Source organism: Providencia sp. PROV033, assembly GCF_028484855.1.
Taxonomy (GTDB): Bacteria; Pseudomonadota; Gammaproteobacteria; order Enterobacterales; family Enterobacteriaceae; genus Providencia; species Providencia alcalifaciens.
Map to the genome: position 1 here is coordinate 1 of NZ_JAMPSW010000008.1, position 22637 is coordinate 22637.

Sequence of the window (22637 nt, forward strand, 5' to 3'; positions counted from 1 at the left end):
TGGGTAATGATTGGACTTAGTTAGCTTGCCCTTCAGGAAGCTCTTCAATAACTACATCCATATTTTTCACGTCCCCATCACGTAAAATTTGCACCGGAATTTTAGTTCCAGGGCGAATTTCAGCGACATAGTCCATCGTCTCTGCCGCGGAGATAGCGGGCTTGCCATCTAAGGACAACACAATATCCCCTTGCTCAATGCCTGATTTTGCAGCAGGTCCATTAGGTGATACTTGGAAAATCCGTAATCCTTGCATTTGATTGATATTATTATTGTTTGTGCGAATCTGAGGTAATTCACGAGCGGTAATACCAATGTAACCACGAACAACTCGACCATCACGGATGAGTTTTTCCATAATTTTGGTTGCAAGAGGGGTTGGAATTGCAAAGCTGAGTCCTTCGGAGCTGACGCCTTGGCCCGCACTGAACGAAAGTGTGTTAATGCCAACCAGTTCACCTTCTGTATTAATCAGCGCACCACCAGAGTTACCGGAGTTAATTGAGGCATCGGTCTGGAGGAAATTTTGGCGTCGTGTCGAACTTAGCCCTACGCGCCCTGTGGCGCTAATAATTCCTTGAGTGACGGTTTGCCCGAGGTTATAGGGATTTCCAATAGCCAGAACAACGTCTCCAACATGAGTCACGCGCTTTGTATTAATTGGGATCACGGGGAGATTTTCAGCATCGATTTTTAAAACGGCAAGATCAGTCAGCGGATCTGAGCCCACTAACAGTGCGTCGAAAATCGCACCATCTTGTAAAGCCACAAGAATTTGGTCTGGATTATCCACCACATGTTTATTCGTGAGAATGTAGCCGTTGGCGCTTAAGATTACACCAGAACCGAGGGATTGGAGCTCACGACCTGACTGCGAGAAACTGCCTTTGGAACTACTGTAAACATAGACGACGGCGGGGGCAGCACGGCGTACAGCTTTGTTATAGCTCACAGGTTCACTATTGGTTTTTCCATACAGTAAGTCAGCAAGTCCCTGAGGGCGCAACGAGGGGACAGCCACAATAATAATTGAGGCAGTGACCAATCCTAGCAGGACAGACACAAGCAGCTTTTTGACCATATTAAAGGTTACCAAGTTCGCTATGATGGATATGACAGACAGAAAGATGTTTTGAGCATACCATAAAAAAACAGGTACAGCAGAGTGATACTGTACCTGTTTTATTGATTTATCTATGCTGAATTAATGAATTAGTTTTTCATTAATAAGTAGAGTGTTTCACCGCCACGCAGGACTTTCATTGCCAATACCGGTGGCTTGCTCTCGATAATTTTACGGAACTGATCGATACTTTCAACGCGTGTATCGTTCACGCCAAAGATCAAGTCACCTTTCGCTAAACCGACTGCCGCAGCAGGAGATTTAGGCGCGACGCTGTCTACTTGAACCCCTTTCGTGTTGCTCACAACCGCATTAGAGATAGTTGCACCTAACAAAGATTCAGTCAGTTTTTCAGCGTTAGTGGCAGAACCCTCATCACTTTCTAAAACGACTTTCACTTCCATTGGCTTGCCTGAACGGATAAGACCAAGAGTGATTTCTTTGCCTAATTGGCTAGTCCCAATTTTGGCTCTTAATTCAGCAAAACTATTAATACGTTTACCATCAACAGAGACTAAAACGTCACCGGATTTGATGCCCGCTTTTGCCGCTGAAGATTTTGGAATGACTTCACTGACAAAGGCGCCACGTTGTGCATCAATGTTAAAGGCTTTGGCAATGTCAGAGTTCATCTCTGTGCCTTTAATTCCTAAGATACCGCGCTTAACTTCACCGTGTTTGATCAGCTGTTCACTCAGGCTTTTCGCCATATTACTTGGGATAGCAAATCCGATACCGATATTTCCGCCACCCGGCGCTAAAATCGCGGTGTTAATCCCGATTAGCTCACCATTTAAGTTAACCAGGGCGCCCCCTGAGTTACCACGGTTGATGGACGCATCTGTTTGGATAAAGTTCTCTAATCCTTCCAGATTTAATCTACTACGACCAAGCGCAGAGATAATTCCCGATGTCGCTGTTTGTCCTAAACCGAATGGGTTACCAACAGCGACCGCAAAATCACCAACGCGCAGTTTGTCTGAGTCAGCAATAGAAACTGCAGTTAAGTTCTTAATATCTTTAGCATTGCTGATTTTTAATAACGCAATGTCAGTTTGAGGATCTTTACCAATCAGCTTGACGTCAATTTCACGGCCATCATTCAGCTGAATTTGGATTTTATCCGCGCCATCAATAACGTGGTTGTTGGTTAAAACATAACCTTGTGTCGCATCAATGATGACACCAGAACCTAAGCCCTCAAAAGGGCGCACGCTTTGTTGCTGTGATGGCGCATTAGGACCAAAGAAGAATTTCAGTTCTTCTGGAATTTGTTGATTTTGTACTCGAGTGCCTGAAACATGGATATTCACGACCGCAGGCAGCACTTTTTCTAGCATTGGCGCTAAGCTTGGCATGTTTTGGCTTTGCGCTGTCACCGGTAATGTCGCGGGTAGTGCGGCGCTACTAATTGTAGGGATCGTGGATAGTGTTAAACCTAAACTCATTGCAACTGCTGTCAGAAAGAAATTTTTTCTTTTCATCATTCCGTAGATTCTCTCAATAGAAAATATCAACTCATGTGGATGGACTTATCAATGGAGCATTAAGGACACATGAGCTGAGGTATTTGTTGGTCTCAAATAATGATTTACTGATGACTATGACCATGGATTATGCGGAAAAGTTCCCGATGCGGATAGTACTTATCCACAATTTTACATCCATTTACATGATGTTGAGATGAAGTATTCACTTCTATACAGTAGCTAAACTAACTCTAAGATTTTATTCGGAATTAGAATGTTTTGGTAGGATGAATAACACCACCAGTAACGGATGCTACTGGTGGCAGAATCAACGAATTATTTTTCTTTTTCTTCGAGAGGGCGGAATAATCCTGAAGCACCCTCGGAGTAATCTCTCGGTGGCATTTTAACCGGAGCTTGGTCATTATCAGCTTCAGACTCAGTCAAACGATAATGGAATGGATTATCTTGCATATCAGGCATTAACTCAGAAGAGCTTTGTGCCATATGTTGGTACAGTTGGCGATAATCGCGTGCCATTTTATCTAATAACTCTGCGCTGCGAGCAAAATGGCTAACGAGTTCTTTACGATACTCTTCTAGCTCAGTGCTTTTTTTATCTAATTCAGCTTGTGCCGTTTTTTGTTGACGAAGTTTTGGATTGCCATAACGCACAACCAATGCGCCGATGATAAAGCCAACAACTAATCCTATTAGTGCATACTCCCAAGTCATGCTAACTCCTTCGTTTACTTCAATCAAAATTCACAGAAAATGGTTGCCAAAATTTAGCTCGATTACCCTAACTATACCTGTTAATAGCACGTCTGTTAATGCTAAAGAGTGGAATAATAAAGCGAAATTCCTTACTCTATGTTGAATAGTTAATCGAAAGTTAAATGCTAACAGAATCTGGTTATAATAAAGGCAGTGTATATCATATAACGGTAAAAAAAACCGAAAATTTTAAGGATTACTCAGTTGATGTCGCCGATGACCCCTACTATGCGTTACCAACAAGCTCTAGAGCAAGGCAATTACCAGCCTGATGACGTACAAAAACAAGCCGTAGAGCGATTAGATAAGATTTATCAGCAACTTTGCAGCGCGACACCTTGCTTCCCAAATGAAAAACCGACCGGACTTAAACAACGCTTTGGACGCTTATTGGGCAATAAACCAGCAGTAAAAAATTGCCGCCCTGTTCAAGGTCTATATATGTGGGGGGGCGTTGGGCGAGGTAAAACGTGGTTGATGGATATGTTTTACGATAGCCTACCGGGTGAGCGAAAACTGCGTCTGCACTTTCACCGTTTTATGAAGAAAGTACAGGAAGATTTAATGTCACTGCAAGGACAAGAAAATCCACTGGATATCATCGCTGATGAATTCAAAAAACAGACGGATGTTTTGTGTTTCGATGAGTTTTTTGTTTCAGATATTACTGATGCGATGATTCTAGGAACCTTATTAGAAGGACTGTTTGCTCGCGGAATTACGTTAGTTGCCACCTCCAACATCATCCCTGACAATCTTTACCGCAACGGGTTACAACGTGCTCGATTCTTACCCGCAATAGAACAAATTAAAACCTATTGCGATGTGATGAATGTGGATGCGGGTATTGACTACCGCTTGAGAACACTGACACAAGCTCACCTATTTTTATCACCGATTAATGAGCAAAATCGCCATCATCTAGATGAAGTATTTGTGAAACTCGCTGGCAAAGAAGGGCAGCAAAATCCAGTATTGGAAGTTAACCATCGGAAAATGCAGGCAATTCGCTCCGCGGAAGGTGTATTAGCGATTAGCTTCAAAGTATTGTGTGAAGAGCCTCGCAGCCAAAATGATTATATTTACCTCTCAAATTGTTATCACACAGTGCTTCTTTACGATGTGCCTGTGATGGGGCTGAAAGACGAAAACCCAGCCAGACGTTTTCTCGCGCTTATTGATGAGTTCTATGAACGTAAGGTAAAATTGATGATCAATGCACAGGTGTCGATGGATTCACTTTATCAAGGGCAACTTTTGGCGTTTGAATATCAGCGCTGCCTTTCTCGCTTGCAAGAAATGCAAAGTGAAGAATATTTGAAAATCCCGCATTTATCATAGAAGCCAAAGAGGAAATGAGTCTCAAGGACGTCATTTTCTCTCCAGATTTATGCGTGCTTTTTGAACATGCGGTACTAATTGTTTATTTGAACGTAAAAAAAATGCATTTGGGGTCGATTTTTGTTGCTGACTTCTCTATAATCTTGCGACCCCACGTTACGGCGTTGTTTTTTATTTCCCAAAAAATAACGCATTAATGCCAGCTAGGCTGCTCGAAGGGGTGGGTTTGCTGGACAATGAGTCGCGTGAACCTCGCTATATTTTACGAACATGAGTGTTCACACAACGTGTAACTTCAATATTGGGTAAGTTTTAATGAAAACTTTTACAGCTAAACCAGAGACCGTAAAACGCGACTGGTATGTTGTTGATGCAGATGGCAAAACTTTAGGCCGTCTTGCAACTGAAATTGCTAGCCGTCTGCGCGGTAAGCATAAAGCGGAATATACTCCGCATGTGGATACTGGTGATTACATCATCGTTCTGAATGCAGAAAAAATTGCTGTTACCGGCAAAAAACGCGAAGACAAAATCTACTATCGCCACACAGGCCATATTGGTGGAATCAAGCAAGCAACTTTCGAAGAGATGATTGCTCGTAGTCCTGAGCGTGTGCTTGAAATCGCGGTTAAAGGCATGTTGCCAAAAGGACCTCTGGGTCGTGCAATGTACCGTAAACTGAAAGTTTACGCAGGTAATGAGCACAACCACGCGGCACAACAACCGCAAGTTCTTGACATTTAATCGGGATTATAGCAATGGCTGAAAATCAATACTACGGCACTGGTCGCCGCAAAAGCTCATCTGCTCGTGTCTTTATTAAGCCGGGTAGCGGTAACATCACAATCAATCAACGTACACTGGAACAATACTTTGGTCGCGAAACTGCGCGCATGGTAGTTCGTCAGCCGTTAGAACTGGTTGAAATGTTAGAAAAACTGGACCTGTACATCACTGTTAAAGGTGGTGGTATCTCTGGTCAGGCAGGCGCAATCCGTCACGGTATTACTCGTGCACTGATGGCTTATGATGAGACTCTTCGTTCTGATCTGCGTAAAGCTGGTTTCGTTACCCGTGATGCGCGTTCTGTTGAACGTAAAAAAGTGGGTCTGCGCAAAGCACGTCGTCGTCCACAGTTCTCAAAACGTTAATTTATTGCCCTCTGGGCATAAAATTGATGAAAAAACCCGCCTTTATGGCGGGTTTTTTATTACAGGCAATAAACAAAATATTGATTCATCGTGATTTAATTAAAATAAAGATAGGTGAAAGGAATTATTTTACTATTTCTCCCTCTTTTTGCGCTATATGGCAAATCTGGTAAAAATATAATCAAGTTAAGTATGGAGTTGGCTTTAAGCTTTTTAATCTTAATAAATAATAATTTATAGTGAATTATTCTGATTGTTGCTGTCCGATACCGCCTCTAATAAAATTAACCGATGATTTTCTCAGGGTTAGCCCCCTAAGCTGTACAAAATCTGTTAGACTATGCCCCAGTTTTTTATTTGATTATTTCTCGCTTTCATGAAGCGAGAGGGTTGTGCTGACTTTCAAAATGGATTTGGAAGGTTAAGTACATGGGATTTTAAAAATGAAAATAATGAATTAATCCTTTAATTAGGGATCATTATTTTTATCATTTGGAGGTTTTAATGGCTGTTGCTCCTAATAAACGTTCGGTAATGACATTGTTTTCAGGCCCAACTGATATTTTTAGCCATCAAGTACGTATCGTACTCGCTGAAAAAGGTGTTAGTGTTGAAATTGAACATGTCGAGCCAGGTCATATGCCTCAAGACCTTATTGATCTTAACCCGTATCAAAGCGTACCAACGCTGGTGGATCGTGACCTGACTCTGTATGACCCACACATCATTATGGAATATCTCGATGAGCGTTTCCCGCATCCACCATTAATGCCAGTTTATCCAGTGGCTCGTGGTACAAGCCGTCAGCTGATGCACCGCATTCAGAGAGACTGGTATTCACTGATGACTAAAATCGAGAAAGGGACTGCACAAGAAGCAGAAACCGCTCGCCGTCAATTAGCCGAAGAGTTGATCGCAGTTTCTCCAGTATTTGCTGAGATGCCATTCTTCATGAGTGATGAATTTAGCTTAGTAGACTGCTACTTAGCACCACTCTTATGGCGTTTACCTGTATTAGGTATCGAATTAAAACCATCTAGCAGCAAGCACTTACAGATGTATATGCAGCGTGTATTTGAACGTGATGCATTCTTAGCGTCATTAACTGAATTAGAGCGTGAAATGCGCCTATCAGCACGAGGCTAAGTCGGATGATGGAAATGGCACCAATGACACCACGTCGCCCTTATCTGCTGCGCGCCCACTATGAGTGGTTGCTGGATAATGATATGACTCCGCATTTGGTGGTTGATGTCACTCTTCCAGCGGTGAATGTTCCGATGGAATTTGCTCGTGATGGGCAAATTGTTTTAAATGTTGCCCCTCGTGCAGTGGGTAACTTTGAAATTACCAATGAAGAAGTGCGATTCAATGCACGATTTGGCGGCGTACCTCGCCAGGTATATGTGCCAATGGCTGCCATCATGGCGGTGTATGCTCGCGAAAATGGCGCGGGCATGATGTTTGAACCTGAAGCGGCTTATGATGAGCACTTTGATGGTGAAGATGATGCAGCTGATGAAACACTGTCGGACAACATCGTGTTGGTTCACGATGAGGTACCTCAAACTGAAGATCCTTCATCTCCAGATGATGAACCACCAAGACCCCCGAAAGGTCGTCCTGCGTTACGCGTCGTAAAATAAGCGTGAGACCTAGTAGGTAATTGAATAAAAAGAGGAAGAAATTCCTCTTTTTTTATATCTGAAGAAACGTCAGTATTCCCTCTGCAGCACCTCGTCCTTCGGCAATCGCCGTGACGACTAAATCAGAACCATGCACAACATCTCCTCCGGCAAAAATTTTCGGGTTTGAGGTTTGATAAGCATAGCGATGATGGCGTGGCGCAATAATTCTTCCATCCTTATCATATTGAACGGCATGCTCTTTAAGCCAAGGTAGTGCCTCTGATTCAAAACCGAACGCCATAATAACCACATCGGCAGGGTATAGGACTTTTTTCGTGGCTATCGCGTTATTCTCAGTATTAACAAAACTGATGCTAATCACGTGATTTTCAGAATTGGTATTGATGCTAACGGGCTGTAAATGAAAGTGGAATCGTGCGCCTTCTTCTTGCGCATGGATAACTTCCCTTGTTGTCGCTGACATTTCATTCATGCTACCACGGTAGATACAATGAACTTGGTTCGCACCTTGACGAATAGCGCTACGTACACAATCCATCGCGGTATCCCCAGCACCCAACACCACAACATTTTTATGAGCAAGCGAAATATAAGGAAACTGCGGATCATCAGGGTAGCCTAGTAAATGGTGCGTATTACCCATTAAATAAGGGAGCGCCTGATAAGCGCCTATAGCGCTCTCGTTGGGTAGGCAACCAGAGACGGGCTTATGGGTGCCTGTACCCACAAAAATCGCATCAAACTCATTGACCAGCGTTTCTAATGGGATATCTTTCCCAACCTCGGTATTCAATTTAAACGTAATGCCCATCTCTTCGAAAATATGTCGACGACGCTGCATTATCTGTTTTTCCAACTTAAACGCAGGGATGCCAAAAGTGAGTAACCCACCAATTTCAGGGAATTTATCAAAAACCGTGGCTTGAACACCATGACGAGCCAAAATATCGGCACAAGAAAGCCCCGCTGGACCTGCTCCAATGATGGCTACACGCTTGCCTGTACTGCGAACATGGGAAAGGTCAGGGCGCCAGCCTTGTTCAAAGGCACTGTCTGTAATATAACGCTCCAAATGACCAATAGTGACGGAGCCAAACGTTTCATCTAGGACACATGCAGCTTCACATAATCTTTCCTGAGGGCAAATTCGCCCACAAATTTCAGGCAGGCTATTGGTATGATGACAAAGCTCTGCAGCTTCGAGAATTCGCCCTTCACCTGCAAGTTTTAACCAGTTGGGAATAGGATTGTGTAATGGGCATTTCCACTCACAATATGGGCTTCCGCAAGACAAGCAGCGTTGAGCTTGATGCTGCGCTTCGAGGCCACTCATTGGCTGATAAATTTCCACAAATTCAATTTTGCGAATAGTTAGCGCTTTTTTATTGGGCTCACGACGGGGCGAACCTCTATTTGAAGAGGACATAGTCACCTTTTCAGCCAAATTCTTTTATGGGAATGACACAAATTGAAGTTTACTTTGATAGCATTGATATAAATAGTGATTATCGTAATAAAGTTGCTAATACAGGGATGAATATCTCATTGTGACCGGCGATTTAATGAGCAGGATCGATATTTTGTATGAAACCCCATCCGAAACAGCCCTGTTTGATATATGATTCAGTGAGAATTTAACTAAGGGGTGGTTATGAAAGTACTTCGCGGTCTAGCACAATACTATGTTGACCTGATGATGAAACTGGGCTTAGTGCGTTTCTCTTTGCTTCTCGCATCAGCGTTAGTTGTGCTCGCCATGATAATGCAAATGGCGGTAGCGATTTTTCTTCGTGGGCAAGTTGATAGCCTCGATATGGTCGGTTCGATTTTCTTTGGGTTAATTATAACGCCATTAGCGGTTTATTTTCTTTCGGTGGTGGTTGAGCAATTGGAGGAGTCTCGCCAGCGTTTAACTCGGATGGTGGACAAACTCGAGGTTATGAGAAAGCGCGATTCAGAACTCAATACTCAATTACAGGGCAATATTGAGCAACTGAATCTCGAAATTTTAGAGCGTGAAAAAGCCGAAAGTGCCCATCTTGAGTTGTTAGAGCAACTCAAACAAGAAATGAAATACCGCGAACAAACACAAATTGAATTTGAGCAGCAGTCCGTTTTACTACGCTCATTTCTCGATGCTTCCCCTGATCTTGTTTATTATCGTAATGAAAATAATGAATTTTCCGGTTGTAACCGTGCAATGGAGCTACTCACGGGTAAAAGTGAAAAACAGCTGGTCGGCTTAACGCCATTAGATATTTATGATGAAGAAATTGCGGCTAAAGTGATGGAAACGGATGAGAAAGTTTTCAGACACAATGTCGCGCTAACTTATGAACAGTGGTTGGTTTACCCTGATGGGCGTAAAGCGTGTTTTGAACTACGCAAGGTTCCATTTTATGACCGAGTGGGTAAACGTCACGGGCTGATGGGCTTTGGACGGGATATTACCGAGCGTAAGCGCTATCAGGAGGCGTTAGAGAACGCCAGTAGAGAGAAGACTACCTTTATCTCAACGATCAGCCACGAGCTTCGTACGCCGCTTAATGGCATTGTAGGGCTTAGCCGTATTTTATTAGATACCAAACTAACCAAAGAACAATCAAGCTACTTAAAAACAATTCATGTCAGTGCGGTGACGTTAGGGAATATTTTTAATGACGTGATTGAGATGGATAAAATCGAGCGTCGCAAAGTTCAATTGGATAACCAACCTGTGATGCTGCCTGAATTTGTCAATGATTTAGAAAATCTCAGTGGATTACTGGTTCAGCCGAAAGGTCTGAAGTTTGTCATGGATGTCGCGCACGGTCTGCCTAAAACAATTCTGACTGATGGCACTCGTTTACGCCAAATCTTGTGGAATTTGATCGGCAATGCGGTGAAATTCACTCAAAAAGGTGAAGTGAAACTGAGCATTTGGCGAGAAGCTGACAATAAACTGATTTTCCAAGTGAAAGACAGTGGCATTGGTATTCCAAAAGATGAATTAGATAAAATCTTTGCGATGTACTATCAAGTGCGTGATTCTGCTGGCGGACGTCCAGCAACGGGAACGGGGATTGGACTTTCTGTATCCCGTAGGTTAGCACAAAGTATGGGGGGCGATATTCGCGTAGAAAGTGACATAGGGCAAGGTTCCACATTCACACTGTCGATTATCGCCCCTGAAGTTGAGGCTGAAATCGAAGAGCAGCAACAGGATGACGATGATTATCCGTTACCAGCCCTTCATATCTTACTAGTAGAAGATATTGAACTAAATGTGGTTGTGGCGTGTTCTGTGCTAGAGAATCTTGGCAATACGGTTGATGTTGCAATGACAGGTAAAGATGCCTTAGAGATGTTCGCACCTGGAGAATATGATTTAGTCCTATTAGATATTCAACTCCCAGATATGACTGGATTCGATATCTCTAAACAGCTTAAACAACAATATGATAAGGAAGATTTACCGCCATTAATTGCGTTGACAGCTAACGTACTCAAAGACAAAAAAGAGTACTTTGACGCAGGAATGGATGGCGTTCTGAGCAAACCATTATCAGTACCTGCACTGACTCACGTGATTGAGCAGTTCTGGGGTGAAAATGCATCTTCAAATCATCCGCATGAGGAGCAAGTGGATATGGCAGAGGTTGATGAATCTATTCTAGATTGCGAAATGTTAGAGCAATACATTGAATTAGTGGGACCAAAACTGATTTATGACGGCTTAGAAGTGTTTGAAAAAATGCTGCCGGGATATTTAGCCATTCTCGATTCTAATATGGTGGCTAAGGATCAGAAGGGAATTGTTGAGGAAGCTCACAAAATTAAAGGCGCGGCAGGTTCGGTTGGACTCAAAAATTTACAGAAACTCGCTCAGCAGATTCAATCCCCTGAATTACCAGCGTGGTGGGACAACGTGCAAGAGTGGGTGGATGAGTTAAAACAGGATTGGAAGTCAGATATAGAAACATTAAGAAACTGGGTGGATGGTCGTACAAAAAAATAACCCCAACCTAAGTTGGGGTGCGCGAATACTGCGCCAACACCAGGGAAATCATTGATTCGCTTATAATTTTTATCTTAGGCGAATCATTAAAATCTATTTGTCACGACTCAGACGTTATCAAGATACCAAAATTTAGCGAACCTGTTACAAGATTCATTAAAATCTGTGATGAAGATTGATGTTTGTCTGCTTTCGCTCTGGGGAGTAATTTACTACAAAAGGACGAAGATATGAAATCAATTGCGGTAATTTTAAGTGGCTGTGGTGTTTTTGATGGAAGTGAGATTCATGAATCAGTGCTAACTATGCTTGCTTTAAGTAAAAATAATGCGGAAGTTCACTTTTTTGCACCAGATGAAGATCAAGCTACTGTAATCAATCATATTAATGGTGAGTTAAAAACAGAAACTCGTAACCAAATGGAAGAGTCTGCGCGTATTTCTCGTGGGAAAATAGCGCCTTTATCATCAGCTGACCCCTCTAAGCTGGATGCCCTTATAATTCCTGGTGGTTTTGGTGTGGCGAAAAATTTATGTAATTTTGCGACCAAAGGCAGTGAATGTGAAATTAATAAACAACTATTAAGTTTAGTGCAGGTCATGCACCAACAGAAAAAGCCGCTAGGGCTGATGTGTATTGCTCCTGTCATGCTACCGAAGATGTTAAATACATCAGTGAAACTGACAATTGGCAATGATACTGAAACGATTGCCCAAATTGAAAAGATGGGGGGGCTGCATGTGGAGTGTACCGTTGATAACATTGTGGTAGATGAAAATAACAAAGTTGTTACAACACCTGCTTATATGCTGGCTCAATCTATTGCTGAGGCAAATGTCGGTATCAATAAGCTGGTTGAGAAAGTATTAGAAATGGCGTAGTTAATCCAATGCAAAAGTTTGTTTCTCGCTTGTGGTATCGGTTAAAGAAGATCACACTTTCATTACTTGCCCTCTGGTTAGTCTCTGTTGTGATCTTCAAATTTATACCCGTCCCCTTTTCTGCAGTGATGGTCGAAAGACAACTTTCTGCATGGCTAAACTTTAATTTTTCTTATGTTTCTCATTCGACTTGGGTTGGTGAGAAACAGATATCTCCCTATATTTATCTCGCTGTCATTGCCTCAGAAGATCAAAATTTTCCACATCATTGGGGATTTGATTTGAATGCGATTGAACGTGCATATAAGCATAATTCGAGTAATAAACAGACAGTTAGAGGGGCTTCTACAATCTCTCAGCAAACAGTGAAAAACCTATGGTTATGGGATGGAAGGAGCTGGTTAAGAAAAGGGATTGAGACAGCTATGACACCTATTATGGAGTTGATGTGGTCAAAAACCAGAATACTGACTGTTTATCTTAATATTGCAGAGTTTGGTGAGGGTGTTTTTGGTGTGGAAGAGGCTGCAAATAAATTCTTCAATAAGCCTGCTAGTAAGCTTTCTCGGCAGGAAGCTGCACTTTTAGCTGCCGTTTTACCTAATCCTCATAGATTCCATGTAAAAAATCCATCTTCGTATGTTTTGAGAAGGCAGGCGTGGATACTGAATCAGATGAGCTTATTAGGAGATAGGAATTATCTGAAAAATAACGATATCGGTGAGGAATAAGAAAAAAGCCATGAATTTGACTTCATGGCTTGGCTTTTTGTCACAATAGGTTACTAATTATAATCAATTGAGATAAGTAAATGCTGTCGTTACTCGACGAACGCCATCTGTTTCACTTGCAATTTTTGCCGCTGCAGCACCTTCTTGTTGAGTGAGTACGCCTAATAAGAAGACTTCCCCATTCTCAGTAATCACTTTAACGCTGCCAGATTTCACCTCATCACTGGCTAAAATCTTGGATTTCACCTTTGTGGTTAACCATGTGTCTTTAGACGCTGTACCTAAGTCAACAGGCTGACCTTGACGTACCTCGTTATAGACTTTTTCAGTACCATCAACGTTGCTGGCGATTTGTTTGGCTTTGTCTGCCAATGACATATCGGGAGATTGACCCGTCAACAACACATTGCCTTTATAGGCTGTTGCGATGATGCGGGAATTATTGGTGATATCTTTATTTTTATTGAGCTGACCACTGACACGCGCTTCTAACGTACCATCATCAACTTGTTGACCAACAGAGCGCGGGTCTGTCGCGCTTTTGGTCGCAACTGCTGCCGTACCTACGACGGCTGCACCAATACAACCTTGTAAAAGAACTGCACTAAACATTATGGCAAAAATCGGGAGTAATCGCATTTTGTCTCCTTAGTCGTTCTGATGAGGAAAGAGCGTGTTATCGATAAGGTCACACAGACAATTGACAGTGAGTAAGTGCACCTCTTGAATTCTGACACTATGCTGGGATGGAATACGAATTTCAACATCTTGTGGTCCTAAAAGACCAGCAAGCTCACCACCATCATAGCCTGTTAGCGCCACGATAGTCATATCGCGAGTCACTGCGGCTTCTACGGCTTTAATAATATCGGCGCTGTTACCGTGGGTTGAGATAGCCATTAGCACATCACCATGCTGCCCCAGAGCTCTTACTTGTTTCGCATAGATCTCGGTGGGCTGTTTACTGCCTGAAATTGCAGTCAGTACCGTATTGTCTGTATTTAGCGCGAGTGCGGGCAAGCTTGGGCGCTCAGTTTCAAAACGGTGGATCATACTGGCAGCAAAACGCTGTGCTGTTGCTGCGGATGCGCCATTACCACAACACAAAATTTTATTACCATTAAGCAGTGACTGCACCATCATCATCGCAGCTCGAGAAATAGCATCAGGCAGGGCTTCTGCAGCAGCAATCTGAGTTTGAATGCTTTCAGTAAAGCAAACTTTTATTCTATCTAGCACTTACTTATATTCCTGTTCACTGAGATTAAATGCGTTTTGAATCCACTGAAACTGTTTGCCGGTGATCGCACAGATATCAAAGCGGCAAGGTGTTGTTTCAAAACTTTGTTGTTGTTGAGCAAGCCAATATTGCGCGGTTGCCAATATTTTTCTGCGTTTGTGCCAGTTTACTGATAAAAGTGCATCTCCGTAATGACTATTCTTGCGAAAACGGACTTCTACGAATACCCAGCTCGATTTATCTCGCATGATTAAATCGATTTCGCCTGCACGATTTCGGACATTACGTGCTACAAAGGTCAGTCCTTGCTGTTTTAAATAGGAGAGCGCTTGGTTTTCGTAGTATTTACCAGTTAACCATTTTAATGATTTTTCTACTGTTTTCATGACATCCTTGTCTGAAAATTAGGCAGCGATAAGGCTGCCTAGTTCATGTTATTGTGCCGGCTTAACTTGTCCTTGCTTGAATTGCAACCAAGGTAATTCGCGGTAAATCACACAGTTTTCGTGCACACTTAACATACCTGATGCCCCATTAACACGGAACTGACCATTGTTTTGTAGGTTATCGTAGTTATTTGCCAGTGACCATGCATCAATCCCCATTGCATACAGGCGGAATAGAGAATAGTCATTATTCACTTTACCTTGTGCTTGTTTGCGTAGATTGTTGTTTGCACCTGCGAGTAATGGCACTTCACTGAATTTCACACCTTCCATCTCAAAGCGGTAATCCGCGTTCGAATTTCCTTGGTTACTGCGTGAACTTGCATATAAAGCCGGGCGCTGGCGAGAGCTAATTGCCATTTCTATCATCGGTTTGACAAGGGTTAACTCATCGCGTGTTGCCACGATATAGACCGCATCAATGCTACCGTTTGCTTGTTCCACGCCTTGCGTAGCAACATTAATTGGGGTTCCCGTCATGCGGATCCCTTGACCTCGGTTGATCGATTCTTTTAAAGATGCGGTAGAACCAAATGTTTGCATTAATGCAGTCCCGCCACCTTTTGCTTGCCACTCTTCGGCAAAGGCTTTTGCGATACGGTCACCAAATGGTGACGCGGGCACTAAGACTAAAGGCATTTGTTTACCCTCTAATCTCATTTGGTTAGCGGCATTTTTCGCTTCATCTTCAGGGGATAAAGAGAAATAACAGAGATTGGCACGAGGCTGTAATTGGTTTGCGTCTAATTCATTCAGTGCCAAAATATTTACTGGCGCGTTCATTTGAGCAATAGCTTGAACGTCTGATTTCAGTAATGGACCAACAATTAAGTTATAACCTTCAGAGGTCGCTTGAGCGACTAACTGCGGCATAGCCTTACCTTGAGTATCAAAGACTTTAACGCTTTGAGTATTGGTCGGAACTGCGTCAATACTGACGGTTGATGAAGCAACTTCAGTATTCGCATTTTCATTCACCGTAGCGGCAACTTCTTGGTAAATCTGATCAAGCACATCATTCCCTGAGCCTTGTGATGCGGCAGGTGCAGTAGACGCTTGAGAGACTGGGGATGACGGCAGGCCTTTTTGTGCATCAAGGAAGCCTTGCATGATAGCTTGACCAAAAACTTGCCCTTGTCCGCTCATTGGCAAAAATAGTGCAATACGTGGATTGGCGCCGACTTTAGTAATAGTACCTTGCACTAATGCTGTCGGGAGATTTTTTGCCCCAGGGTTATGTGGGTAACGGGTTTTCCAATCGTCGATGCCAGTGCGTAGTGCTTCTGGGTCATCTTTATTATTTTGGTAGATATCCAGCAGGTCGACCCAACCCAGTAGAATATTTTCGTCAGCTTCGATTCCTTGAATCTGTTCTGGCTTCATTTGTGTTAACATCAGCCACAGAGAATCAATATTCGCTTGATGCTGTGCCGGATCGGTTAATAAAGGCTCTTGGCTAATATAAACGCGCAGGACATCCATTGATGGTTTGCCTTGAGCAGCATCGATAATGGACTGGTAATGGCTGGCGTCAGAAACACTAGGCTGCTGAGTTGCGGTCGTGGTTGTCGAGGATTCGATTTGGCATCCAGTTAATGCCAAAGTGGACAACATCGCAGTGCAGAGTAATCTTTTTTTCAAATGCAAAAAAATTGAAGGACGCATACTGTATCCAATGGTGTATTTTTCAATTGCTTAATTTTAAACCGGCTATTCGGATGAAACAATGAATCAACCTAATCAAGCAGTGGTTATGGCATCCACGCTTTACATTGTGCCTACCCCAATTGGTAACATGGGAGATATCACGCAACGTGCGTTGGATGTGCTTAAACATGTTGACCTAATTGCTGCGGAAGACACAAGGCATTCAGGCATTCTATTACAGAATTTTGCCATCAATGCGCGCATGTTTGCGCTACACGATCATAACGAGCAGCAAAAAGCAGATCAATTAATTAGTAAGCTTCAACAAGGAGATAGTATCGCATTAGTCTCGGATGCAGGTACACCTTTAATTAATGATCCTGGCTATCATTTAGTCAACCGCTGCCGTGAAGCTGGTATTCGAGTTGTCCCTCTACCGGGGGCGTGTGCGGCAATTACGGCGTTGTCAGCCGCAGGTTTACCTTCAGATCGTTTTTGCTATGAAGGTTTCTTGCCCGCCAAAACCAAGGGACGTAAAGACGTTCTGCAATCTTTAGAGCAAGAAACTCGCACGCTGATTTTTTATGAATCCACTCACCGTTTATTAGACAGTTTAGCAGACATGGTGGAAGTATGGGGACCAGAGCGTCGCGTGGTTTTAGCGCGAGAATTGACCAAAACATGGGAGTCTATTGAAGGGCGACCTGTTGGGGAGTTACTTGCATGGGTCAAAGAAGATGAAAATCGCCATCGCGGTGAGATGGTGCTGATAGTAGAAGGGTATAAGCCCCAAAATGATGAATCAGCGATTACGCCAGATGTTCTTCGTACTTTAGGTTTGCTACAAAAAGAGTTACCACCGAAAAAAGCAGCGGCAATTACCGCAGAAATTTACGGTCTGAAGAAAAACCAGTTATACAAATTGATGCTTGACCAGCAAGACGACGAGTAAATTTTATTCAAGTGTAGGTTTTGACGTAAATTGCCTGCTATAGAGTCTGTACAAGCTATCACAAAGTGCCTATAATTCGCCGCGGAGTTGGTCAGACAACCGCTGCTTTATCGTAGTCCCTTCGGGAGACGGGTAGAGGGGAGGAAAGTCCGGGCTCCATAGGGCAGGGTGCCAGATAACGTCTGGGAGGCGCGAGCCTACGACAAGTGCAACAGAGAGCAAACCGCCGATGGCCTGTTTACAGGATCAGGTAAGGGTGAAAGGGTGCGGTAAGAGCGCACCGCGCGACTGGCAACAGTTCGTGGCATGGTAAACTCCACCCGGAGCAAGACCAAATAGGGGTTCATATGGTGCGGCCCGCATTGAACTCGGGTAGGTTGCTGGAGCCAGTGCGCAAGTGCTGGCCTAGATGAATGGTTGTCCACGACAGAACCCGGCTTACCGACCAACTCCCATTTTTTCGTCATACTTCAAGTTGTGACTGCGTTGGCTTCACTCGTCAACCCAAGTCACATACTTGTGTATGCTCCTAGGGGCTATCTTTGTGTGAAAATGGCTCATTTTGCCGCCTTGGTACAACTCGAATTATTTAGAAAAAATTTTTTCGTCATATTGAGTGTTGTAACGGCGTTAGCTTCATTCAGCCACACGGGTCACATACTTGTGTATGCTCCCCGCGTTGTCTTCATTTTGCTGCCTTGTTACTACACTAACTATTTAGAAAAAACCTCCGTTTACTATCTTCTATTTACTGATTTCTTAATCAATACGCCATATCCACCGTCAACATCGCAAGGCAGTGATACAAATCAATATGTGTGCTGGGGACTTAAATACAATAATGGTATTTAAAATGCATGTTAAAGAGCTGGGCGGAAATGATAAAAAAAACATCAATACGATATCCACGTCGTTCTGGTACCGTTGGCGGAAAACTCCCTTGGAATGATTGGCGTAATGCGTCGACGTGGCGGAAAGCTGTGCAAATCACGCTATTGGCGATCAATATTTATATTGGCATCACGTTCTATTATTGGGTGCGTTATTACGAAACCGGAGGAATGACATTTTACCTTCCTCGCCCAGGCGGTATTGAAGGTTGGCTGCCTATCGCGGGATTAATGAACTTAAAATACACTATCGAAATGGGGGGATTACCGCCAATTCATGCCGCATCGATGTTTCTTTTGGCTTCTTTTATTATCATTAGCTTATTACTGAAAAAAGCATTCTGTTCATGGATGTGTCCAATAGGCACGATATCGGAATACACGGGGAAAATAGGGCAGAAACTTTTTCGTTTTCAAATCAAAGTCCCTAAATGGCTCGATATTCCCCTAAGAGGATTAAAATACCTATTATTAGTCTTCTTCCTCTATATCTCGCTATCAATGCCTGCACAGATGATCCAATACTTTATGATGTCACCTTACGGGATCATTATTGATGTCAAAATGCTCGATTTCTTTCGTTATATTAGTAGTGCTTCCCTTATCACTGTTTGCGTTCTTGTGGTGATTAGCTTATTTATTCGTAATGCTTGGTGCCGTTATCTATGCCCTTACGGCGCATTATTGGGGCTATTCTCTTTATTCTCACCGTTTAAAATTCACCGCAATGCGGAAAGTTGTATTGATTGTGGGAAATGTGCCAAAAATTGCCCATCACGGATCCCTGTTGATCAATTAATTAAGGTCAGAACGGTCGAGTGTACGGGATGCATGACATGCGTTGAATCATGCCCTGTTGCATCAACATTGACTTTTTCACTACACACTCCGACTCAAAAACATCAACGTTCATTATCAGGAGTGTTAATGGCTGTTTTGACGCTCAGCATATTATTTTTGATGATTGGTGTTGCAGTTTACATGGGCGTTTGGGATAGCCCAGTACCCGATAGCTATTGGTTTCACATTATACCGAACGCTAAAATGATAAGTCATTAATTCAAAATAAAAAATGCCCCACAGCATGAAAAATGAGTGGGGCATTGTTGCTTTTTTATTGTGGTAATGGCCTAGACTTTAATCTCTCGCTTAGATTTATTTTCTTATTTGCAGCTTGCTGCCGTATTAGTTAACGGCTTGTTTAACCATTTGCAATAACTGGCGTACATCTTCAGGGCGAGTATTGCCGGTAGCTTTATCGATGATAGAGCTATAAATATGGGGAATAATCTTCTTCACGCCAGCATCAAGAGCAATCTGTAAAATTTCAGCAAAATTATCCAAATCAATACCGCCCGTTGGTTCTAAAGAAAAATCAAACTCGGCACATGCTTTAGCGATCGCTTTATATTCCTCGATATGTTTTAAGCCCTGCATATTAAAGAACTTCACAGAATCTGCGCCCATATCTTTGAGCATCATGATGGCTGTTTCAATCGGGACGATGCCATCCGGCGCTTGGGAACTTAATGGTCCCGTTGAAATTTTTACCATACCAACAGTGCCAGTTGGGGAAATCAACGCATTCACAAAAGTTTCATTTTGTCCCAATAACGCACGGCTAATGGGGGCTCCCGTAAACACTTGATTCACATGTTGTGGTTGAATTTCTTTTGAAATCAGAGACACCATGGTGGATTGATTCGGATCGCCCGCGCCTAATCCCACAGACAAGGCATTATCCACTTCTTTGGCGTAAATTTTCATATCCGCAATAGCGCTTTCAAGATCAGGGTAATTTTTGGATAACACGCCAACAACCACAAAGCTTTCCGCAGCGGTATAGATATCTTTGGCGTTTTGATGACTCCCTGCTAAGACGTTTAAGCACACACGGTCATGGTAAAAATTAGGTGACAACTTCATGTTAAATTCCTTCTACTAATCGACGAATTTTTTGCGAAATAACATCGAGTTGTTCGGTGCTAACGCTACGAATATCAGCTTCAACTTTGCCTTCATTCGCTTTATATTCACGGAAATAAATTGCCGTATCGCCTTGCTTTAAATCAGCCATAATTTGATAGGTCGTTTTGCCAATCGCTTTTTCATCAAAACTGATCTCGGCTCTGGCGATATCGCGTCCAGCGGAATCCCAAACGATGCGTGCTGAAATTCCTGAAATTCCATTTAAATCGTCAAGGAATTTATTCATACGGCTAACCATCTCTGCGCCGGTTTCTTTGGTCGCAGTGAGATATTGTTCGATAGCTAGCGTTAATCCGAGAATACCTTCTTTACCCACTTTCATGGCTCGACCAATCCCTTGAGATTGGCGTTTAACCCATTCAACATACTGTTTTTTACCGATTACCAAGCCACTCGTCGGACCTTCAATTGCCTTGGCACCGCTATAAATAACGAGGTCGGCACCGGCTTGGTAATATGTCGTTAAGTCTTCCTCTGCTGCTGCATCGACAATCAATGGAAGCTGGTGGGCATGGGCCACTTTGGCGGCTTCAGCAACCGTTAACATGCTCTTTTGCACAGTATGGTGGGATTTGATATACAAAATTGCGGCGGTTTGGGGGGTGATTTTTGCCGCGAGTTGTGCCGCGCTGCACTCATTAGCAAAGCCAGCTTCAATGACTTTACCGCCGCCTAAGGTGACCATGGTGTCTACGGGGGCACCAAAATTCACGTTATGTCCTTTAGGCAGTATAATTTCGCGAGGAACTGATTTGCTTGAGGAGTGTAAGTTCAAAAGGAGGTCATCATCATCTTGAACAATAACAGCGGCGACGGCTTGGGCAATACCTGCGGATGCACAGGAAACGACGACAGCCGACTCAACATTTAATAGCTGAGCGATGTATTCCCCAGTTTTGTTCACTAAATCTTTAATTTCAAAATAGTGATTCAATCCATAAGTGACGCGTTCTACCACTTCTGGTGTCGGAGTCGAAACGCCCAGAATAGTCATTCGACCCGATGCATTGATGACGTGTTTTAATTGATATTTTTCATAGATTGATTGCATGTTCGGTTTCACCTTGCGCAGGAATAATATGTTTTCCACCGACGATGGCAGCAACCGGCACAAAACGATGTGTTCCGATACGGTGTTCCCCTTCTGCATCTGTCAGCTCAGTGGGTTCTTCTTTCAGGTCAAATAAGGTAATGTCTGCATCAAAGCCCGGTCTTAAATAACCTTTGGCTGGAAGAGACAGTAAATCAGCGGCTTTTTCGGTTACGCAGCGTAAAACTTGTTCCGCGCTGAATCCCATACACAGGAATTTAGTCATCACAAAAGCGAGGCTATACACGGGACCATTCACTCGGTTGCGGTGATAAATATCGGAACTAATAATGTCGGGGTAAGTCCCGATGCGCATGGCTTGTTCTGCCACTTTAAAGCTAAAACTTTCGCCACCGTGACCGACATCGAGGATCACGCCACGGGCTAATGCGCGGGCAATGGACGGTTTCAGATAGCCATCATCCCCTAAAATTTTATTAGGTTTGCCATTAAAACAGTGGGTGATGATATCGCCACGAGTGAGTAGGTCAGCCACGTCATCAATATTAGGTGGGTTGTTTCCAATATGTACCATTAGCGGAAGCGCGTGTTTCTTCTGCATTTCTTTGGCTTTAATCAGCGGCGCTATACCATTTTCGCCTACCACACTTTTACTCATTCTTGCTTTCATACCAACCACAAAGCCTGGGTGGCGCTCAAGTGCGGCTTGGAAACTCGCATCATCGATATTGTCCATATTGGACAGCTCATTCTGAGCAATAATGCCAATGCGCGAAATATTCAGCAGTGAGAAGACGTTGGTTTTGGATTGAGTGGTTAACCGATAAAACCGATCAATATCATCAGCTCCCACACTGCCCGCATCAACCAGTGAAGTGACACCGCCAGCAGCACCGGCGAGATCAGGTTCATCGAAGTAAATCGGTGACTCTGCAAAACAGTGGGCGTGAGAATCTATCCATCCAGCGCTAACATATCGCTTTCCTTCAAGATCAATAATTTTCTCAGCTTGCTGATTGTGGGAAAGCTCAGGGCCCGCAGCTTCGATTTTTCCGTCTTTGATTAGAATATCGATGATTGAACCATCGATACGCTTGCCCTGTTTGATGATTAGAGAATACATGATTACCTTCTTTATAGTCATACTCGTCATACTTCAAACCGCAGCGTTGTTGGCTGCTCTTCCGCTACCCTAGTCACATACTTATGTATGCTCCTAGGGATATCGTCGCTTGCCGCCTAGCTGCAGCTTGAATTATTTAGAGTATGCTCAAGTGTTTGTTCTAAGTGATGCAAACCGTCG

21 protein-coding genes and 1 other RNA gene are annotated in these 22637 nt (G+C 43.2%); 11 read left to right on the forward strand and 11 right to left on the reverse strand.

What is annotated here, in order from left to right; translation table 11 throughout:
* Window positions 1–16 precede the first annotated feature (16 nt).
* The 3 genes from degS to zapG form a co-directional block, all read right to left on the reverse strand.
* The gene (gene degS / locus PSF16_RS02995) at window positions 17–1081 is read right to left on the reverse strand and encodes an outer membrane-stress sensor serine endopeptidase DegS (protein WP_006659106.1); all 1065 of its coding nucleotides are present in this window, start codon (window positions 1079–1081) and stop codon (window positions 17–19) included.
* 131 nt (window positions 1082–1212) lie between these two features.
* Window positions 1213–2607, reverse strand: coding sequence for a Do family serine endopeptidase (locus tag PSF16_RS03000; RefSeq protein ID WP_272688759.1), 1395 nt, complete (start codon window positions 2605–2607; stop codon window positions 1213–1215).
* Between the two features lie 321 nt (window positions 2608–2928).
* Window positions 2929–3327, reverse strand: a complete 399-nt coding sequence (zapG, locus tag PSF16_RS03005; RefSeq protein WP_006659109.1) for a Z-ring associated protein ZapG — start codon at window positions 3325–3327, stop codon at window positions 2929–2931.
* A 249-nt stretch (window positions 3328–3576) separates the two neighbouring features.
* On the opposite strand from zapG, the gene zapE reads away from it, so the two are divergent.
* From zapE to sspB, 5 genes are all read left to right on the forward strand, one after another.
* Entirely contained in the window at window positions 3577–4710 is a 1134-nt protein-coding gene (zapE, locus tag PSF16_RS03010; protein ID WP_006662913.1) for a cell division protein ZapE, read from the forward strand.
* 315 nt (window positions 4711–5025) lie between these two features.
* The gene (rplM, locus tag PSF16_RS03015) at window positions 5026–5454 is read left to right on the forward strand and encodes a 50S ribosomal protein L13 (protein WP_006659112.1); all 429 of its coding nucleotides are present in this window, start codon (window positions 5026–5028) and stop codon (window positions 5452–5454) included.
* A gap of 14 nt (window positions 5455–5468) precedes the next feature.
* Window positions 5469–5861: a 30S ribosomal protein S9 gene (gene rpsI / locus PSF16_RS03020; protein WP_004258235.1), complete on the forward strand. Its 393-nt coding sequence runs from the start codon at window positions 5469–5471 to the stop codon at window positions 5859–5861.
* 504 nt (window positions 5862–6365) lie between these two features.
* Window positions 6366–7007, forward strand: coding sequence for a stringent starvation protein SspA (sspA, locus tag PSF16_RS03025; RefSeq protein WP_006659114.1), 642 nt, complete (start codon window positions 6366–6368; stop codon window positions 7005–7007).
* 8 nt (window positions 7008–7015) lie between these two features.
* Window positions 7016–7507, forward strand: coding sequence for a ClpXP protease specificity-enhancing factor (sspB, locus tag PSF16_RS03030; protein WP_006662914.1), 492 nt, complete (start codon window positions 7016–7018; stop codon window positions 7505–7507).
* Window positions 7508–7559: 52 nt separating this feature from the next.
* On the opposite strand, the gene PSF16_RS03035 is transcribed toward sspB, so the two are convergent.
* Window positions 7560–8936 (reverse strand): FAD-dependent oxidoreductase, encoded by a 1377-nt coding sequence (locus tag PSF16_RS03035; RefSeq protein ID WP_272688746.1) that lies wholly within the window; start codon window positions 8934–8936, stop codon window positions 7560–7562.
* Window positions 8937–9161: 225 nt separating this feature from the next.
* Here PSF16_RS03035 and arcB point away from each other — a divergent pair, with 225 nt between their 5' ends.
* The 3 genes from arcB (at window position 9162) to mtgA (ending at window position 13119) form a co-directional block, all read left to right on the forward strand.
* A complete protein-coding gene (gene arcB / locus PSF16_RS03040) occupies window positions 9162–11507 on the forward strand; it encodes an aerobic respiration two-component sensor histidine kinase ArcB (protein ID WP_154630842.1) in 2346 nt (781 codons plus the stop codon).
* Between the two features lie 230 nt (window positions 11508–11737).
* Entirely contained in the window at window positions 11738–12388 is a 651-nt protein-coding gene (gene elbB, locus PSF16_RS03045; protein ID WP_036978833.1) for an isoprenoid biosynthesis glyoxalase ElbB, read from the forward strand.
* An 8-nt stretch (window positions 12389–12396) separates the two neighbouring features.
* Complete coding sequence (gene mtgA, locus PSF16_RS03050) at window positions 12397–13119, forward strand: monofunctional biosynthetic peptidoglycan transglycosylase (RefSeq protein WP_272688747.1); 723 nt, start codon at window positions 12397–12399, stop codon at window positions 13117–13119.
* 63 nt (window positions 13120–13182) lie between these two features.
* Here mtgA and dolP read toward each other — a convergent pair whose 3' ends face one another.
* The 4 genes from dolP to PSF16_RS03070 are packed head-to-tail and all read right to left on the reverse strand — an operon-like array spanning window position 13183 to window position 16470.
* Window positions 13183–13758, reverse strand: a complete 576-nt coding sequence (gene dolP / locus PSF16_RS03055; protein ID WP_006659120.1) for a division/outer membrane stress-associated lipid-binding lipoprotein — start codon at window positions 13756–13758, stop codon at window positions 13183–13185.
* 9 nt (window positions 13759–13767) lie between these two features.
* On the reverse strand, window positions 13768–14358 hold the full coding sequence (gene diaA, locus PSF16_RS03060) for a DnaA initiator-associating protein DiaA (RefSeq protein WP_006659121.1): 591 nt from the start codon (window positions 14356–14358) through the stop codon (window positions 13768–13770).
* Window positions 14359–14745 (reverse strand): YraN family protein, encoded by a 387-nt coding sequence (locus PSF16_RS03065; RefSeq protein ID WP_006659122.1) that lies wholly within the window; start codon window positions 14743–14745, stop codon window positions 14359–14361. It lies immediately after the preceding gene.
* Between the two features lie 48 nt (window positions 14746–14793).
* Window positions 14794–16470 (reverse strand): penicillin-binding protein activator, encoded by a 1677-nt coding sequence (locus tag PSF16_RS03070; RefSeq protein WP_272688748.1) that lies wholly within the window; start codon window positions 16468–16470, stop codon window positions 14794–14796.
* Window positions 16471–16531: 61 nt separating this feature from the next.
* Between PSF16_RS03070 and rsmI the strand changes: the two genes are divergently transcribed.
* The 3 genes from rsmI to PSF16_RS03085 all read left to right on the forward strand — a co-directional run bounded on the left by rsmI (window position 16532) and on the right by PSF16_RS03085 (window position 19353).
* Complete coding sequence (gene rsmI / locus PSF16_RS03075; RefSeq protein WP_006659125.1) at window positions 16532–17404, forward strand: 16S rRNA (cytidine(1402)-2'-O)-methyltransferase; 873 nt, start codon at window positions 16532–16534, stop codon at window positions 17402–17404.
* Window positions 17405–17487: 83 nt separating this feature from the next.
* Window positions 17488–17861, forward strand: an RNA gene (rnpB, locus tag PSF16_RS03080) — RNase P RNA component class A.
* 421 nt (window positions 17862–18282) lie between these two features.
* On the forward strand, window positions 18283–19353 hold the full coding sequence (locus tag PSF16_RS03085; protein ID WP_006662919.1) for a 4Fe-4S binding protein: 1071 nt from the start codon (window positions 18283–18285) through the stop codon (window positions 19351–19353).
* A 126-nt stretch (window positions 19354–19479) separates the two neighbouring features.
* Here the strand turns inward: PSF16_RS03085 and dagF are convergent, their stop codons facing one another.
* The 3 genes from dagF to PSF16_RS03100 are packed head-to-tail and all read right to left on the reverse strand — an operon-like array spanning window position 19480 to window position 22457.
* Complete coding sequence (gene dagF / locus PSF16_RS03090; RefSeq protein WP_006659127.1) at window positions 19480–20220, reverse strand: 2-dehydro-3-deoxy-phosphogluconate aldolase; 741 nt, start codon at window positions 20218–20220, stop codon at window positions 19480–19482.
* Between the two features lies 1 nt (window position 20221).
* A complete protein-coding gene (locus tag PSF16_RS03095; protein ID WP_036959967.1) occupies window positions 20222–21334 on the reverse strand; it encodes a DgaE family pyridoxal phosphate-dependent ammonia lyase in 1113 nt (370 codons plus the stop codon).
* Window positions 21318–22457: an amidohydrolase/deacetylase family metallohydrolase gene (locus PSF16_RS03100; RefSeq protein ID WP_036959968.1), complete on the reverse strand. Its 1140-nt coding sequence runs from the start codon at window positions 22455–22457 to the stop codon at window positions 21318–21320. The genes PSF16_RS03095 and PSF16_RS03100 overlap by 17 nt, the downstream gene beginning before the upstream one ends.
* Window positions 22458–22637: the final 180 nt, after the last annotated feature.